This window comes from Pseudomonas sp. HMSC057H01, assembly GCF_001836405.1.
GTDB classification, from domain to species: Bacteria; Pseudomonadota; Gammaproteobacteria; order Pseudomonadales; family Pseudomonadaceae; genus Pseudomonas; species Pseudomonas aeruginosa.
Map to the genome: position 1 here is coordinate 21,399 of NZ_KV828375.1, position 17,364 is coordinate 38,762.

Genomic DNA, 17,364 nt, shown 5'->3' on the forward strand with positions numbered 1-17,364 from the left:
GCAAGCACTGCCGGTTTCTTTTTTTCCGGCGCTTAGCCGCTTTCCATGAACTTTCCGTGACAAGACTTCGGCCCGCCCTGTTGCGGGCTGTCTTTCTATCAGGAATGCGCGTTGGCAAGCCGACGCGTCGAGTTGAACACGCCCAAGGAATCTCGCGTCATGCCGTCTCGTCCGTTCGTGCCGTCGTCCCCCGTCACCGTTTCGCTCGATGGCGGCTTGCCGCGGCTGAAACCGCTGGCGCAGATCATCGCCTTGCTCATGGTTGCAGGTGGCGCCCAGGCTTCCCAGCCGTTCAGCGCCGCCTGGTTCGCCGCCAAGGGAGCCCAGCAGAGCGCCGGGGCGGCGCGTCCGGGCGCGCAGTTGCCGGGCATGACGCCACCGCCGCTGGCCCAGCAGCAGAAGGTCAACCAGCAGTTGCAGCGTTCGCTGCAAAACCTCAACAACACCGTGGCGGCCATCGCCGCGCAGCAGGCCGCCCAGGCGGCGGGACGCCAGGCTGCGCTGGCGGCGCCGACGGACATCCCGGACGGCCTGGGCGAGGGCGGCCTGAAAGTGGACGCTTCCCTGCCTTTCGAGCAGGCCTGGCAGAACGCCAAGGCGCCAGTGCAGTCGCAGGCCGACGGGCGTACCACGGTGACGGTAGAGCAGACCGCGGATCGGGCGATCCTCAACTGGGAAACCTTCAACATCGGCCGGCAGACCACCCTGCAGTTCGACCAGCAGAGCAACTGGGCGGTGCTCAACCGGGTCAACGACCCGAGCGCCCGGCCGAGCCAGATCCAGGGCCAGATCAAGGCCGACGGCACGGTGATGGTGGCCAACCGCAACGGTGTGGTGTTCAGCGGCAGCAGCCAGGTCAACGTACGCAACCTGGTGGCTGCCGCCGCCAGCATCAGCGACAGCCAGTTCCGCGAACGCGGCCTGTATTTCGACGCCAACGGCAGCCAGCCGAGCTTCACCGACGCCGCCGGCGCGGTGCGGGTGGAGCAGGGCTCCTTGCTGCAGACCGCCAATCCGGCCAGCTCCACCGCGGCGGGCGGCTACGTGCTGTTGCTCGGCAGCGAGGTGGAGAACGCCGGGCAGATCGTCACGCCCAAGGGCCAGGCCACCCTGGCGGCGGGCGACAGCTTCTACATTCGCCGTGGCGTCGGCACCGATGGCAACCTGCGCTCTACCACCCGCGGCAATGAAGTGGCCACCTCCCTGGCCGCTGACAGCGCCGCCGGCCGGGTGGTCAACCAGGGGCTGATCCAGGCCGCCACCGGCGACATCACCCTGACCGGGCGCCAGGTCCGCCAGGAGGGCGTCGCCCTGTCCAGTAGCTCAACCGACGTGCGCGGCACCATCCACCTGCTCAACTCGGCCAGCGACGCCAGGGGCAGCGTGGTCCTGGGCGAGGGCAGCACCACCGCGGTGCTGGTCGATGCCAGCGGCGCCGGCGCCCTCGACAGCCAGCGCGATGCCGCCCAGCAGGCGCTGGATGGCACCACGCCGACCAACAACGTGATCGGTCGTTTCGACAACCTCAGCCGGGTCGCCGATCGCAGCGAGCAGTCGCGGGTCGAGATCGTCAGCGGCGGTAGCGTGGATTTCCAGGGCGGCTCGCTGACCCTGGCCAGCGGCGGCCAGGTGGCGGTCAGCGCGGCGGGCCGGAGCCTGCTGCGCGACGGCGCGCAGGTGGACGTCGCCGGCGCCGTCGGGGTGAAGGTGGCGATGGAAAGCAACAACATCCAGATCAATGTCCAGGGCAACGAGCAGCGCGACGCGCCGGTCAACCGCGACGGCGGCGGACTGGCCAGCAATGATGTCTGGGTCGATGCCCGCGAACTGGTCCTGGTTCCGGCCGGCACCAACGGCTACGCCACCGATCGCTGGTATACCGGCGGCGGCCTGCTGGAACTGGGTGGCTACCTTGGCACGCGCAACCATTCGGCCGGCGAGTGGATGGCCCAGGGCGGCACCCTGACCTTCACCGGCGGCGAACTGGTGAGCCAGCCCGGCTCGACGGTCAACCTCTCCGGCGGGACCCTCGATGTGCAGGGCGGCCTGATCCGGCAGACCTGGCTCAAGGGCAGCGACGGACGTCTCTACGAAATCTCCCGCGCCCCCGGCGACCTGCTCTACGAGGGCATCTACCGCGGCTATGAGGACAGCAGCCCGCGCTGGGGGCAGACGCGCTATTTCTACAATCCGCTGATCGCCCCGCAAAGCCGTTACGAGAGCGGCTACATGGTCGGCCGCGATGCTGGCCGCCTGGTGGTCGGCACCGCTTCGGCGGTGCTCGAGGGCGACCTGCTCGGCAAGGTATTCCAGGGCGAGCGCCAGGTGCGCGCGCCGCAGCCGGGGGCGGATGGCTACCAGCAGGCGCAGAACGCAGTGGCGCGCGGCGCCGAGCTGATCGTGGGCAGCTATACCCCGCGCTACGAAAGTGCCAGCGGCAACGTGCTGTACAACCTTGCGCCGACCCTGCAGCAGGTGCGCCTGGCCGATGGCGGCGAGCCGCTGGCGGCGAACCTGGATCTGGATACCGCGCTGGCCGAGGAACAGCGGGGCGTCCTCCTGCTCGACAGCGAACGGCTGTCGGGTTTCGAGTTGGGGGCGCTGCGCGTGGCCGCCCGTGAGCGGATCGCGGTGGACAATGCCCTGCAGGTCGGCGATGGCGGCGAGATCGTCCTGTACGCGCCCGAGGTCGAGGTGAACGCCGACCTCACGGCGCGCGCCGGCAGTTTGCGCCTGGGCAACGTGCTGGAGCAGGTGGAGGTGGCCCGTGGCGAGCGGATCGATACCTATCTCACCCCCGCCGCCGGCCAACGTGCCGCCCTGACCCTGGGCGATGGCGTGACGCTGGATGCGCGTGGCCTCTGGAGCAACCAGATGCAGGGCGGCGTGGATGCCGACCGAGCTTATCTCGACGGCGGGCGGATTTCCCTGCGTAGCAGCGGCGACCTGTCGCTGGGCGATGGCAGCCGGATCGACGTGTCGTCCGGGGCCGCGCTGCTCGCCGATGGCAAACAGGTGGGCGGCAAGGGCGGCGACCTGACGCTGTCGGCCAACACCGGCTCGGCGGCAGGTGACGGCCGCCTGCAACTGGGCGGTGAACTGGCCGGCCATGGCGTCGCCGGCGCCGGCACCCTGAGCGTCCAGGCGCCGCGGGTGAGCATTGGCGCGGCGGCGCAGGACGGCACCCTGGCGTTGGCCGCCGGGTTCTTCGACAAGGGCTTCGCCAGTTATCAGGTGATCGGCGAGCAGGGACTGGAAGTGGCGGAAGGCGCACAGGTGAAGGTGCTGCGTCCGCTGTACCGTTTCCGCGACGACGCCATCAGCGTCGCCAGCGGCGCCGACCCGCTGCTCGCGCTGGAGCCTTGGCTGACGCCGCTATACGAGGAGCGGCCGGCCGACGGCGAACTGCGCCAGCGTCCCGGCGCCAGCCTGTTCCTGCAGGCCGGCAGCCGCCAGAGTGGTGCCGGGCAGGTGGCCGACAGCGTCCTCGACATCGGTCATGGCAGCCTGCTGGAGGTCGATCCCGGCCAGCGCATCGAGCTGCGCAGCGTCGGCCAGTTGAACGTCGATGGTCGCCTGAACGCCTGGGGCGGCTCGATCGAACTGGGCAGCGTGGCGTTGCCCGATCCGGTGCGCGACCAGGTCGAGAGCGTCGGCCACCAGCGCGCCATCCGCGTTGGCGAGGAGGGTGTGCTCGATGTCGCCGCACGCGCTGCGACCGCGCTGGACTTCCAGGGGCGGCGCTACGGCCAGGTGGTCGATGGTGGCAGCATCGTCATCGGCGGCACGGTCGAACATGCCAGCGGCAAGGCCGATGCCGCCGAACTGTTCATCGACCTGCTTCCGGGAAGCCTGCTGGATGCCTCCGGCACCCAGGCGCTTCTGGACGTGCCCGGAGTCGGCCAGACCCGGGTCAGCAGCGCCGGCGGCAGTATCTCCCTGGCGTCGGCCAATGGCTTGTACCTGGATGGCGACCTGCGCGCCTTCGCCGGCGGGGAAGGTGCCGCCGCCGGCAGCCTGACGCTGGCGCTGGCCACGCCGAACTACCTGACCAGCCTGGCGACCGACCAGGTGCTGCGCCCGCGCGAGCTGATCGTCGGCCAGCAGCGCGAAGCCGCCGGGGAAGGGCGAGACTATGCCTATGGCCATGGCCGCCTGGCGGCGAGCCAGGTACAGGATGGCGGGTTCGGTGACCTGACCCTGTTCAGCGACGGCCTGCTGAGTTTCGCCGGCGATCTGGAGCTGTCCCTGGCGCAACGTTTGCGCCTCTACAGCGGGGCATTGGGGCTTGGCGAAGGCGCCGCCGGCGATAGCCGGGTCAGGTTGTCGGCACCGTCCCTGCTGTTGGCGGGAGCATTCGTCAACGAAGCGGCGGAGAACAACGAAACCCAGCCGCTGTCGACCGGCCTGTTCGAGGTTTCCAGGCAACCTAGCGAGGCGCTCTTCGAAGCCAGCGCGCAGGTGCTGGATATCCGCGACAGCCTGGTCTTCGGCTCGCGTGGCAGTTTCCGCGACGCCAGTGGCGGGACGCAGACGATTGACCGGCGTGGCTTCGACCGGGTCGAGCTGTCCAGCACGGGCGACATGCGTTTGCTGGCGGGGAACGCGACGCCCGTAGAGCGCATCAACACCCAGGTGCTCAGTGGCGGCGATCTGCTCATCCGCGCTGCGCAGCTCTATCCGGGCACCGGGGCGGGCGCGCGGATTCTCGCCGGCTACGGCTACCAGGCCGATGGCGCCGCTGCGGCGTTCGACCCGGCGCGCAGCTTGCGTATCGAGCGCAGCGACGCGACGACGCCAGAGCAGCCCCTGGCGGTCTTCGGTCGCTTGTCGCTGGGGGCGGCGAGCGTCGTTCAGGGCGGCGTCGTGCGCGCTCCGTTGGGCTATCTGGAAATCGGCCAGAACGCCGACAAGGTCGAGTTGTTGTCTGGCAGCCTGACCTCGGTCAGCGGCGCCGGCCTGACCTTGCCCTACGGCGGCACGGTAGACGGCCAGGTCTGGCGCTATGCCGGGGAGGAAATCGCCCTGACCGGCGTCGGCGGTAGCTTCAACGAGAGGGGGATAATGGATACCGGGGTCGACCTGGGTGGCCGCTCCGTACGGGTGGCGTCCGGAGCGACGCTGGATCTTTCCGGCGGCGGCGAACTGCTCGGCGCCGGTTTCGTTTCCGGCCGCGGTGGCTCCACCGATGCGCGCTACAACCCGCTGGTGCGTTTCGACGAGGAGGGCCGCTTCGACCTGCCGGGACTGGCCGACAATCCGATCTACGCCATCGTGCCCGGCGTTCAGCGCATCGCGCCGGTGGCCGCCGAAGGCGGCGCCGTCGACCCGCTGGTCGGCCAGCAGATCAGCATCGGTAGCGGCGTGCCCGGCCTGTCGGCGGGAACCTATACCCTGTTGCCGTCGACCTACGCCCTGCTGCCCGGCGCGTACCGGGTCGAACTCAACGGCCAGGCCGGGCTGGGACGGGCAGCGCCCACCCAGCTCATGCGCAGCGGCTCCTGGTCGCTGGCCGGGCAGTTGTCCCTCGCCGGCACCGGGGTGCGCGACGAACTGTTCCGCCAGGTGCTGCTGACCCCGGCGGATGTGCTGCGGCGCCATTCGCAGTACAACGAAACGAGTTACAGCGACTTCGCCATGGCCGATGCTGCTCGCCGTGGCATCCCGCGGCCGATGCTGCCGGTGGATGCGCGCAGCCTGCGCCTTGACCTGCTCGCCGGTGGCGGTGCCGATGCGCTGGCGTTCGACGGCACCGGGCTGTTCCAGGCCGCCAAAGGCGGCTATGGCGGTAGTCTGGTGGTATTGGGCAACGACCAGCGGATCGAGATCGTCGGCGCCGGCGCGCAGGCCAGCGAGGGGTTCCAGGGCGTGACGCTGCGGGCCGACGATCTCAACGCCTTCGGTGCGGCGCGCATGGTGATCGGCTCGACGCCAGCGGTGCTCTACGGGCAAGGCGGCAATTACGTCACCTTCGACATCACCGATGGCGCGCAAAGCATCGTCCTGCGCAATGGCGCCGAACTGGCCGCACCCGAGGTGTTCCTCCTGGCGAATCGGCCGGGGGAGGCGATCAGCCTTGAACAAGGTGCCGCCATTGTCACCCTAGGGCGGGGGGCTGCTGCCTACGATGCACGGGATGGCTTCCTGTATGCGTCGGGAGGGCGTTCCATGCTCGCCCTGTCGAACGGCGTGCTGAACGTCTTGCCACCGGAAGCCGGAACGCCGGACAGTGGTCCCGGCGACATCCTGCTTGGCGTTCCCGCTGCCGATGGTGTGGCCGGCGAAACCCGGCTGTATTCCGAGGGCAGTCTGGTCGCGGCCACCGACAAGCGCTTCGTGCTCGACGGCAGCGTGCGTTACGGCACCCGCAACCTGACCCTGGCGGCGGGCGGCTTCAATGTCGGCGAGCAGGCGCTGCTGGCCGAACTGGCCGAGCGCGGTGTGCTGCCGACCGGGTTGGCGCTCGACCAGCAAGTGCTCGACCGCCTGCTGCAGGGTGATGCGTCGGAGGGCGCGCCGCCCCTGGAGACGCTGGTGCTGAACGCCCGCGACGCGTTCAACTTCTACGGCGACGTCAGCCTCGATTCCTACGATCCGAGCAGCGGTCGCTCCCGCTTGTCGCGCCTGGTGCTGGGCACCCCGGCGATCTATGGCTACGGCGACAGCGACAGCGTCGCCTCGATCCGCACCTCCAACCTGATCTGGAACGGCGCGCAGACGCCGGCCGCCGGGGTCATCACCGGCGGCGCCGGCAGTGGCCAGGGCACGCTGGACATCCGCAGCGAACGCCTGGAGTTCGGCTACGGTCCCTTCAGCCAGCCCAGCGCCATCGACAGTTACCAGCGCCTGGCGCTGGGCTTCGCCACGGTCAACCTGGCGGCCAGCGAGCGGATCACCGCCAACCACAAGGGTAGCCTCGCGGTCTACCAGAGCCAGGGCGAGTATCGGGCTGGTAGCGGCTACGCATACAGCGGCGGCGATCTCAACCTGATCACACCCTTGCTCACCGGCGAGGCCGGCTCGCGCAACAGCCTGCTGGCGGGCGGTGCGTTGCGGGTCAGCGCGGGGGGCGGCGGCGCGGCATCCACCCCGGTCGAACTGGCCAACGGCGCACTGGGCGCCGAACTGGCCCTGGAGGGCGCCAGCCTCCTGCTGGACACCCGCGTCGGCCTGCCCAGCGGCAAGTTGAGCCTGACCGCGCAGGAGGACCTGGAACTGGGCGCCGGCGCCCAGCTCGACCTGGCCGGGCGCGCGCTGCGTTTCGACGACGTGATCCGCTACAGCTGGGGTGGCGAAGTCAACCTGCTGAGCCACGGCGGCAATATCCGCCAGGCCGGCGCTTCGCGCATCGACCTGTCGGCGAGCAACAACCAGGCCGGTAGCCTGACGGCGGTGGCGCTGGACAGCGCGGCCGGCGTGGTCGACCTACAAGGGCAGATCCTGGCGGCGAGCAGCGGCGAATACGACGCTGGCGGCACCCTGGTGCCATACGCCGCGGGCAGCGTCGAGATCCGTGCCCAGCGGCTGGGCGAGGACGGTACGCCAGACAGCCGGTTCGCCGCTCTCAACCAGCGCCTGAATGCCGGTCAGGTGTTCGGTGCGCGCAGTTTCCAGATCAAGCAGGGCGACCTGAACATCGGCAACGACGTCAGGGCCTCGACGATCGAGGTGTCGCTGGATGGTGGCCATCTGAGCGTGAACGGCGTGCTTGACGCCAGCGGCGAGCAGGTCGGCAGTATCCGCCTGGCCGCCAAGCAGGGCCTGAGCATCGGTGGCGAGGCGCTGCTCGATGCCCATGGGCGGCGGCTGCGGGTGGACAGCTACGGCAAGATCATCGATTCGCCGAACCGCGCGCTGATCGAGCTGAACGCCGGAGACGGGCTGCTCAGCCTCGGCGCCGGTGCCCGTATCGACCTGCGCCACGGCACCGAGGCGGCAGCGGGAAGCGCGCCCGGGCAGAACGACGGCGTCGCCCGCGGCACCCTCGACCTGTACGCGCCGCGTCTGGGCGGGGCGACGGCGGGCGATATCGCCATCGACGCCGGTGCGCCGCTGCAGATCCTTGGTGCCCGCGCCATCACCCTCAGTGCCGTGCAGCGCTACGACGACGCGCCGGTCGCCGCTCTGCCGGCGAGCAACGGCCGGCCGTACCAGGAGATCACCCAGGCCTACCTGGATGGCAAGCACCAGCAGAGCGAACTGTTCATGCAGGCGGCGTTGGCCAATAGCGCCCTGCTCGACGGCAAGCTGGCTGGATTGAACAATGCCACCTACGCGGAAGCTTTCCACCTGCGCCCCGGGCTGGAGATCGTCAGCGCCACGGCCGATGGCGACCTGGTGGTGCAGGGCGACCTGGACCTGTCGGGCCATCGCTACGCCAGTCTCAACCCGCGGACGGCGAAAACCTCGGTATACGGCTCCGGCGAGGCCGGTTCGCTGGCGATCCGCGCCGGCGGCGACCTGAACATTTACGGCAGCGTCACCGACGGTTTCGCCCCGCCGCCGGAAACCGACGACGATCAGGGCTGGTTGCTGCTAGCCGGCCAGGATCACCTGGGCGGCGATCGGGTGGTGCCGACGGCTGGCGTGCGGCTGGACGACGACAGCTTCTTCCCGGCCGGCAAGACGCTCAACTTCGAACTGCCGATCAAGGCCATGACCCTGGCCGCCGGTACCCGGCTGCCGGTCGAGGCGGTGCTCAGCCAGCCACTGCAACTGCCGGCGGGAACGGTGCTCGAGGGAGCGTTGCTGGATGCCGCCGGCAACCTGCTCCGGCCGGCCGGCAGCCTGCTTGGCGAGGCTCTGGACCTGCCCGCCGGCACCCGCCTCGGCGCCGGCAGCCGTCTGCCGCTGGCGACGCCCGTGACGGGGATGACCTGGCCGGGCGGCGTGCCGCTGCCCGGCCGCGCCACGCTGGCCAACGACGAAGTCGACGGCGTGCGCCTGGCCGGTGGACTGGCCTTGCGCGCCGGGGCCTTTTTGCCGGCTGGCAGCGATATCCGCCTGCCCGATGGCGCCGCGTCGGTGGACGTACGCCCGGCCGGTGCGGTTTCGCACAATTGGGCCATCGCGCCGATGCTGGCGGCCGGTTCGCAGTCCTGGAGCGTGCGCCTGGTGGCTGGCGCCGATCTGCAGGCGGCCGATCCGCGGCTGACCGATCCGCGTTCCAGCGGGCAGATGCGCCTCGCCGATACGCACTACGGCATGCGGCGCATACCGGCGGCGGGTGGTGGGCTGGTATGGACCCAGGAAGGGGTGGATAACTGGGGCGATCCTAGCCTCAAGCCCGGTGATCCACTGGACCCGGAGGCTTTGGGCTACCCGACCATCTGCGACGATTTCCCGACCTGGTGCGCCGCGAGTTCGGGCGGCATGGTGTGGACCGAGGAAGGGGTGGCAGGATGGGGCGACCCCGGCATCAAGCCGGGCGACCCACTGGACCCGGAGGCCTTGGGCTACCCGACCATCTGTGACGATTTCCCGACCTGGTGCGCTGCGTCCAGCGACGACTATGCGCTGGAAGCCGAACCCTACGCTTCGCGCTTCAGCGTGCTGCGCACCGGCACTGGCGATCTCGACCTGTTCGCCGCCGGCAACCTGCGTATGGATTCGCCATTCGGAGTCTACACCGCCGGTACCGCGAGCGCGGTCGATTCCAGCTACAACCTGGCGCGTGCCAGGGACGGCGGCAGCGTTCTGCGCGATCCGGCGCTGGGCGGTTACGAGCAATGGGTGGACGGCGGCGAACAGAGCCTCTACAGCGCCTGGTACCCGACCCTGGGCGGCAACCTGACGCTGGCGGTCGGTGGCGATCTGCGCGGCGATGTGCTGGGTCGGTTGTCCGGCGCCGTACCCAACGCCGGCTACGACTCGGCGGCCGTCGGCAACTGGCTCTGGCGCCAGGGCAGCGGTTCGACCGCCGGTACGGCCGACCGCACCGCCTGGTGGATCAATTTCGGCACCTATGCGCGCCAGCCGGGCGGCGATGGAGCGGCTGCCGCCACGCAGCAGGTGGGCTTCACCGGCATCGGCACCCTGGGCGGTGGCGATCTGAGCCTGAAGGTCGCGGGCGATGCGGGCGTCATCGAGGCGCGCACGTCCAGCGTTCCGCAGGAAACGTCGCAGCGCAGCCAGGGGCTGGTGCTGGCGGTGGGCGGTAGCGGCCGGGTAGGCGCCGATGGCCAACTGACCCTGAGCGGCGGCGGAGACATGGACGTACGTATCGGCGGTGCGCTCAACCCGTTGACGCCCTTCGATCAGGGCAGTTCACTGTACGGCGCGATGGTCAACCTGCGCGGCAATGCTCAGGTCCGGGCGACGAGCCTGGGTGGTATCGATCTGATCTATGGTCGTCTGGATAGCGATCAGGTTCCGGGCGAACGGCGCGCCTACGATCCCTTCGTCTCGACCCTCGGCCTGGCCAACGGCGGGCCGACGCTGGTGCCGGGCGACGCCACCTTCAGCCTGAACAGCCTGGGTGACCTGGTGCTGCAAGGGGTGGTCGATCCCGGGCGGACGCCGTTGATGAACGGCACCCCCTATACCAGCGCCAGCGGTGTCGAGGGTTACGGCCTGAGCGGTTTCTCGTTGTGGACCGAACGCACGGCGATCGACCTGACATCGGCGGGAGGCAACCTGACCCCGGTTTCCCAAGGCAGGACGGAACAGGACACCGATTCCGCGCTGGTCTATCCGGCGAAGCTGTCGGCCGTGGCGCTGACCGGCAGCCTCTATTATGGCAACGCGACACTCCGCGAAAACGCTCGCAGCGACAGGACCGCGCTGGTCCTGGCGCCGTCGAGTCAGGGCCGTCTCGACCTGCTGGCCGGCGACTCCATCTACGCCGGCGGCTACAGCATCAGCCGTTCCGGCGCCAGCACCGGCAGCCTGGCCACGCCGCTGAATCCGAGCTACCAGGGCTATACCGGGATCACGCGGCAGGTCGACAACCTGTCCAGCGACGGCAGCCGCGCCGACACGAACCACTTCCCGTTGTTCGCCTTCGGCGCCAACAGCGTCTCCGGCGAATGGGGGGCGGCGCTGGAACCGTCGCGCTTCTACGCCCTTGCGGGTGATCTGGTCGGTGTCGACAGTGGCCGGCTGCTGCGCTACACCGGGACCAGCGATGTGCGTTTCGGCCAGTTGCGTTACGAGGGGCATGGTGCGGTGCGCATGATCGCCGGCCGTGACATCGTCAGCAGCGGCACCGGGTTGGGCTCCGAGCGGACCGCGAGCGACAACATGGGGGTCTACGCCAGCAGCGGCAATCTGTTCGTCAATACCTCGGCTACCGACGTGTCGCTGGTGCAGGCGGGGCGCGACATCCTCTACGGCAACTTCAACGTCGCGGGACCGGGCAGCCTGGAGATCAGCGCCGGACGCAACCTGCTGATGAACGACGAGGTGGCGGTCACCAGCCTGGGGGCGGTCGCCGCGGGCGACACGCGCTCCGGCGCCAGCATCGTCCTGCAGGCGGGCGCCAGCCAGGCGGACTACTCCGGCTTCCTCCGGCGTTACCTGGAGCTCGACAACCTGGCGCAGGCAGGAACGCCCCTGGCGGAACAGCCCGGCAAGGTGGTACGGACCTACGAAAACGAATTGATCGAATGGTTGAGCGGGCGTTATGGCTTCAGCGGCGACGCCCAGCAGGCGCGGGAGTTCCTCGCCGGCCTCTCGGCGGAGCAGCAGCGGATCTTCGCCCGCGAGGTGTACTTCGCCGAGCTCAAGGCCGGCGGCCGCGAGTACAACGAGGTCGGCGGAGTGCGCCAGGGCAGCTACCTGCGCGGGCGCAACGCGATCGCCGCGCTGTTCCCCGAGCGCGATCCGGCGGGCAATCCGATCAGCTACGAAGGCGATATCGTCATGTACGGCGGTGCCGGCGTGCACACCAACTTCGGTGGCGACATCCAGTTGCTCACCCCGGGTGGGCAGCAGGTATTCGGTATCGAAGGTGAGGCGCCGCCGTCCACCGCCGGTGTGGTGACCCAGGGCGTTGGCAATATCCGTTCCTACGCCCTGGGCAGCATCCTGCTCGGCCAGAGCCGGGTGATGACCACCTTCGGCGGAGATATCCAGATCTGGTCGGCCGAGGGTGACATCAATGCCGGTCGCGGCAGCAAGACCACCGTGGTGTACACCCCGCCGCGGCGCATCTACGACGCCTGGGGCAACGTCAGCCTGTCGCCGCAGGTGCCCAGCACCGGCGCCGGTATCGCCACCCTCAACCCGATTCCCGAAGTGGCGCCGGGCGACATCGACCTGATCGCCCCGCTCGGCACCATCGATGCCGGCGAGGCGGGCATCCGGGTCTCCGGCAACGTCAACGTGGCGGCGCTGCAGGTGGTCAACGCGGCGAACATCCAGACCCAGGGCCAGTCCAGCGGCATTCCGCTGGTGGCTTCGGTGAATACCGGTGCGTTGACCTCCGCCAGCGCCGCGGCGAGTTCCGCGACCCAGGCGGCGGAGGACGTCAGTCGCCAGCAGCAGGCCGCCGCGCGGCAGCGCATGCCGTCGGTGATCACGGTGCAGGTGCTCGGGTTCGGCAACGAGCGCCTGGAGCCTTCGCGCGACGGCGCCAGTCGTTCGCCGGGCTACAACCCGGACAGCGCCGTGCAGGTGCTCGGCGCCGGAGCCCTCGGCGAACAGGCGCGCAGCCAATTGACCGATGAAGAGCGCGGCAACCTGATCCTGTAAGGCACCGCCGCGGAGGCACGATACCCGCCAGGCCCTCCCCACGGAGGGCCTTTTTTTCGGCGAACTTCCGAGGCGCTGGTCGATTCTCGGGTGAATGCCCGTTCGTCCCCGCCGGCGGCGCGCGAACGGCCGGTCGCATGAAGTTTTCATGACAAAAGTTCGGTGGTGCGGCGGGGTTGCCGTCAAACAGGTGTGAATGAGGAAAACGGAATTCAGTGGTGAAAGGCAGGGACGGGAACGAAAGGAATCGGCCATTTCCCGGTTGCGCTGACCGGTTGCTGGAAATGAGCGTGTCGTTCGAGCAAGACGCGTTCCGCTCTGAAACAAGAGAACAGTATCCGCTAACGGCCGTGGTCACTCCGGTGAATACGGCGAAGGACGGTGAGTATTGATGGAAAGTTACTCGAAAGTCGGTATGCAGGAACTTGACCAGCGCCTATCGAAGATCGTCGAAGCCGCACGCAAGAAACCGGTATCGGTTTATCGATATGGGGCGCCATGGGTCTGGATAGTGTCCCAGGAAGATTGGCAGGGTGCGCTCAAGGAAGTGTCCAGCTATATACCGCCGGGACATTCCCTGGCATTGCTGAAACCGCAAATAGAAAGTCTCCTTGGCGAAGAGGCGAAAGTCCTCTTGGCGCTCGCCCGCGAACATGGCATGCAGTTGGCCCCGGAGCCGCTGATCCATGCGCTGCTGCTGCAACTGCTGTACGCGATTCCCAGCGAGCAGCAGTTGTACGAGCAATTGAACTACAACCTGCTGTATCGCTGGTTCGTTGGCCTGGAAATGAAGCAGAAGATCTGGAGTTTTCCGGTTTTCGTCGGCGATATAACCGTCCTGCTGAACAGCGCGGAGGCGGTAAGGATAATAGGCAGGATTATCGGGGAAGTGATTTCCGGGGATCTCATGCAGATGCCGGAATTCTCCCTGAACTTCGCCTTGTTGCATACATGGCAAGCGCGCCATGGCGGAGCGCGACGGCTGAATATCTAGCGCGAAAGTGAAAATAGAAAAGAACGAAATTTCATAAGGGCGGGGCGCTGTTTTTAACAGGTTGTTCATGCGTCATCGCTAGTTTGTTGTCTTTCATAGAACTGTTCGATGAACGGACTTGTTGCATTAGAACAATAAGTCCCGATGGAACTTCGGGGGACCGTGTGAAGCGTTCGCTGTTCAATTGTGCGCACCCGTTTCGCCAGCGCTGGTCGATCGGTTGCCTGGCTGTCGCATTGTCGTGCGCTTCGCTGGCCGACGAGGCCCCTCCCGCCGCGGCGGGAGCCGAGCCCCAGCGTCTGGTGGACATCAACGAGTACGTGGTACGCGGCAACACCGTGCTGGACAACCGCGCCATCGAGGCGGCGGTGTATCCCTTCCTCGGGCCGCAGCGCAGCCTGGGCGACATCGAGGGGGCGCGCGATGCGCTGCAGGCCGCCTACCAGGAGAAGGGCTACCAGTCGGTCTACGTCGAGCTGCCGGAGCAGCAGGTGAGCGGCGGGGTGGTCTACCTGCAGGTCACCGAGACCACTGTCGGTCGCGTTCGGGTGGTCGGTGCCAAGCACTATTCGCCGGTGGAGTTGCGCGAGGAAGTGCCGGCCCTGGAGGAGGGCAAGGTACCCGACTTCGCCCAGGTCCAGCGCGAGCTGGCGCAGGTCAACCGCACCCCCGGCCGCCAGGTGCTGCCGATGGTGCGCGAGGGCCAGCGGCCCGGCACCATGGACGTCGACCTGCAGGTGGAAGACAAGAATCCCTGGCACGCCAGCATCGGCCTGAACAACGACTACAGCGCCGACACCCGTCACTTGCGCTCGGTGGTTTCGCTGGGCTACGACAACCTCTGGCAACTCGGCCACGCCATCTCGCTGACCTATTTCACCGCGCCGCAGGACCAGGACAACGCCAAGGTCTGGTCCGGCTCCTATACCGCGCCGCTGAGCCAGCGCTGGAGCGTGCAGTTGTCCGGCTACCAGTCCGACAGCGACGTGGCCACGGTGGGCAGCATGAATGTGGTCGGCCAGGGCCACTCCTACGGCGTGGCGGCGATCTACAGCCTGCCGGTCACCGGCCTCTGGTCGCACTCGTTCTCCTTCGGCGTCGACTTCAAGGACTTCGAGGAACAGACCCGGATCGGCGGCAACAACGACAGGGTGCCGATCAAGTACGCCCCGCTGACTCTCGGCTACAACGGCTTCCGCTACACCGAACGTTCCCAGTTGGCCCTCGGCCTGAGCCTGGTGGCCGGTACCGGCAGTCTCCTCGGCTACGGCGACGACGACGAGGAATTCGACCGCAAGCGTTATCGTGCCAAGTCCGGCTTCGGTGTGCTCAAGGGCGATCTCAACCACACCCTGACCTTCGGCGGCGACTGGCAGGTGGCGACCAAGGCGGCCTTCCAGCTCGCCTCCGGGCCGCTGATTTCCAACGAACAGTTTGCCGCCGGCGGTGCCACCAGCGTGCGTGGCTACCTGGCGGCGGAGAACACCGCCGACGACGGCTACCTGCTCTCCCAGGAATGGCGTACGCCGTCCCTCGGACGCTTCCTCGGCAAGCGCGCCGGCGGCTACGTCAACGACTGGCGCTTCTACGTGTTCGCCGAGGGCGCGCAACTGCGCCTGCAGGATGCGCTGCCCGAACAGGACGACGACTTCAGCCTGGCCAGCGTCGGCATCGGCACCCGCGCGCAACTCGCCGACTGGCTGTCCGGCAGCCTCGACTGGGCCTTCCCGCTGCTGGAAGGGACGAACACCGACAAACACGACTCGCGCCTGCATTTCAGCGTGCAGGCGAGCTTCTGACGCTGACCCCGGAGTAACCCCACATGTATCGCTTATTGCTGACATCGCTGATCTGCCTGGGCCTGCTGGCCCCGGCCAGCGCCAGTGCCTGGTGGCAGGACGACTGGCAGTACCGCAAGCAGGTCTCGGTCGATACCACCCCGCAAGGCGCGGCGATCAACGAGAGTCTCGGTCGCCTGCCGTTGCTGGTGCGCCTGCATACCGGCAACTTCACCTTCGACGGGGTCAACGAGAACGGCTCGGACATCCGCTTCGTCGCCGCCGACGACAAGACCGTGTTGCGCCACCAGGTCGAGAGCTTCGACCCGCTGATGGGCATGGCCCTGATCTGGGTCGACGTGCCGCGGGTGGAGGGTGGCCAGCGCCAGGACATCTGGATGTACTACGGCAACGCCAAGGCGCCGGAGAGCGGCAACGGCCAGTCGGTGTTCGACCCGGACTACACCCTGGTCTATCACTTCGACGGTGCGCCGGGCACTCCGCCGCGGGACTCCACCGCCTACGCCAACAATGCGCAGACCGCCGCCGGCAGTCCGGTGGAGGGCGTCATCGGTCGCTCCGCGCAACTGCTGGGCCAGCCGCTGCTGCTGCCGGCCAGCCCATCGCTGGCGGTGAGCGCCGGTGGCACCTTCAGCTTCAGCGGCTGGGTGCGTCCCGACCAACTGGCCGGCGAACAGGTCCTGCTGTCGCGCCGCGAAGGCGGCAACGCCCTGTTGGTCGGCCTGGCCCAGGGCGCGCCCTTCGTCGAGCTGAACGGTCAGCGCGCTGCCGCCAGCCAGGCCCTGGCGCAGGGGCAATGGCAGCATCTGGCGCTGGTCGCCGACGGTACCCGGCTGGCGCTGTATCTCGGCGGTCGCGAAGTCGCCAGCCTGGCGGCGGCGCTGCCGGCGTTCAGCGGCGCGATCGCCATCGGCGCGGAAGGCCAGGCCGCGCCTGCGGTCGCCACCGAAGCGGCAAGCGGGGAAGGTGAGGCGAGCGCCGCGGCGCCGACCCTGCAACCCTTCCAGGGCGCCATCGACGAGTTGCGCCTGTCGAAGATCGCCCGCCCGGCGGCGCTGCTCCTCGCCGATGCCACCGCCCAGGGCGCCGAGTCGCGCCTGGTGGCCTACGGGGTCGACGAGAAGCAGTCCGGCTTCGGCTTCGGCAAGCTCGGCTTCCTGCTCAACGCAGTGCCGCTGGATGCCTGGGTGATCATCGCGATCCTGGCGCTGATGATGGTCCAGTCGTGGGTCATCATGTACCGCAAGAACCAGAACGTCGGCCGTGTCAGTCGCGCCAACGGGCTGTTCCGCGAGCGCTTCGCCGAGGTCGGCACGCGCCTGGAACTGCTCGCCGACGACCGCGAGCTGGCCGCCCGCCTGCAACACTCCTCGCTGTGGCGCCTGTACCAGGTGGCGGTGAAGGAGATCCGCACCCGCCGCGAGCAGGGCGCCGACACCTCTTCCGTCTCCGCGGCCACCATCGAGGCGATCCGCGCCTCCATGGACGGCGTGCGCACCAAGGAGAACCAGCAGCTCGGCTCGCGCTTGTCGAGCCTGTCCAACGCCATCGCCGGCGGCCCCTACATCGGCCTGCTCGGCACCGTGCTGGGGATCATGGTGGTGTTCCTCGGCACCGCCATGGCCGGCGACGTCAACATCAATGCCATCGCCCCGGGCATGGCCGCCGCCCTGCTGGCCACGGCCATGGGCCTGTTCGTCGCGATCCCCGCGTTGTTCGGCTACAACCGCCTGGTCACGCGGAACAAGGAAGTCAGCGCGGACATGCGGGTGTTCGTCGACGAGTTCGTCACCCGCCTCGCCGAGGTGCATGGCGAAAGCCAGCTCAGCGAAGTGGCCCATCGTCGCAACGGCCAGCCGTTGCCGGCCTGAGGAGAAC

The 17,364-nt window shown here is 68.5% G+C and carries 4 protein-coding genes; all 4 read left to right on the forward strand.

Going from position 1 to position 17,364, the window contains the following annotated elements; translation table 11 throughout:
- Positions 1–159: 159 nt before the first annotated feature.
- The 4 genes from HMPREF2581_RS00340 to HMPREF2581_RS00355 all read left to right on the forward strand — a co-directional run bounded on the left by HMPREF2581_RS00340 (position 160) and on the right by HMPREF2581_RS00355 (position 17,357).
- Positions 160–12,693, forward strand: a complete 12,534-nt coding sequence (locus HMPREF2581_RS00340; RefSeq protein WP_003141138.1) for a filamentous hemagglutinin family protein — start codon at positions 160–162, stop codon at positions 12,691–12,693.
- A gap of 391 nt (positions 12,694–13,084) precedes the next feature.
- Positions 13,085–13,687 carry a transposase gene (locus tag HMPREF2581_RS33775; RefSeq protein WP_003141137.1) on the forward strand — a complete coding sequence of 201 codons (603 nt, stop codon included), beginning with the start codon at positions 13,085–13,087 and terminating at the stop codon, positions 13,685–13,687.
- 164 nt (positions 13,688–13,851) lie between these two features.
- Complete coding sequence (locus HMPREF2581_RS00350; RefSeq protein WP_003110842.1) at positions 13,852–15,486, forward strand: ShlB/FhaC/HecB family hemolysin secretion/activation protein; 1,635 nt, start codon at positions 13,852–13,854, stop codon at positions 15,484–15,486.
- Positions 15,487–15,509: 23 nt separating this feature from the next.
- Complete coding sequence (locus HMPREF2581_RS00355) at positions 15,510–17,357, forward strand: DUF2341 domain-containing protein (RefSeq protein WP_003085365.1); 1,848 nt, start codon at positions 15,510–15,512, stop codon at positions 17,355–17,357.
- Positions 17,358–17,364: the final 7 nt, after the last annotated feature.

Excerpts from the sequence above, each read along its gene's own strand:
- HMPREF2581_RS00340 (WP_003141138.1), top strand. The coding sequence starts at position 160 with ATGCCGTCTCGTCCGTTCGTGCCGTCGTCCCCCGTCACCGTTTCGCTC.
- HMPREF2581_RS33775 (WP_003141137.1), top strand. The coding sequence starts at position 13,085 with ATGGAAAGTTACTCGAAAGTCGGTATGCAGGAACTTGACCAGCGCCTA.
- HMPREF2581_RS00355 (WP_003085365.1), top strand. The coding sequence starts at position 15,510 with ATGTATCGCTTATTGCTGACATCGCTGATCTGCCTGGGCCTGCTGGCC.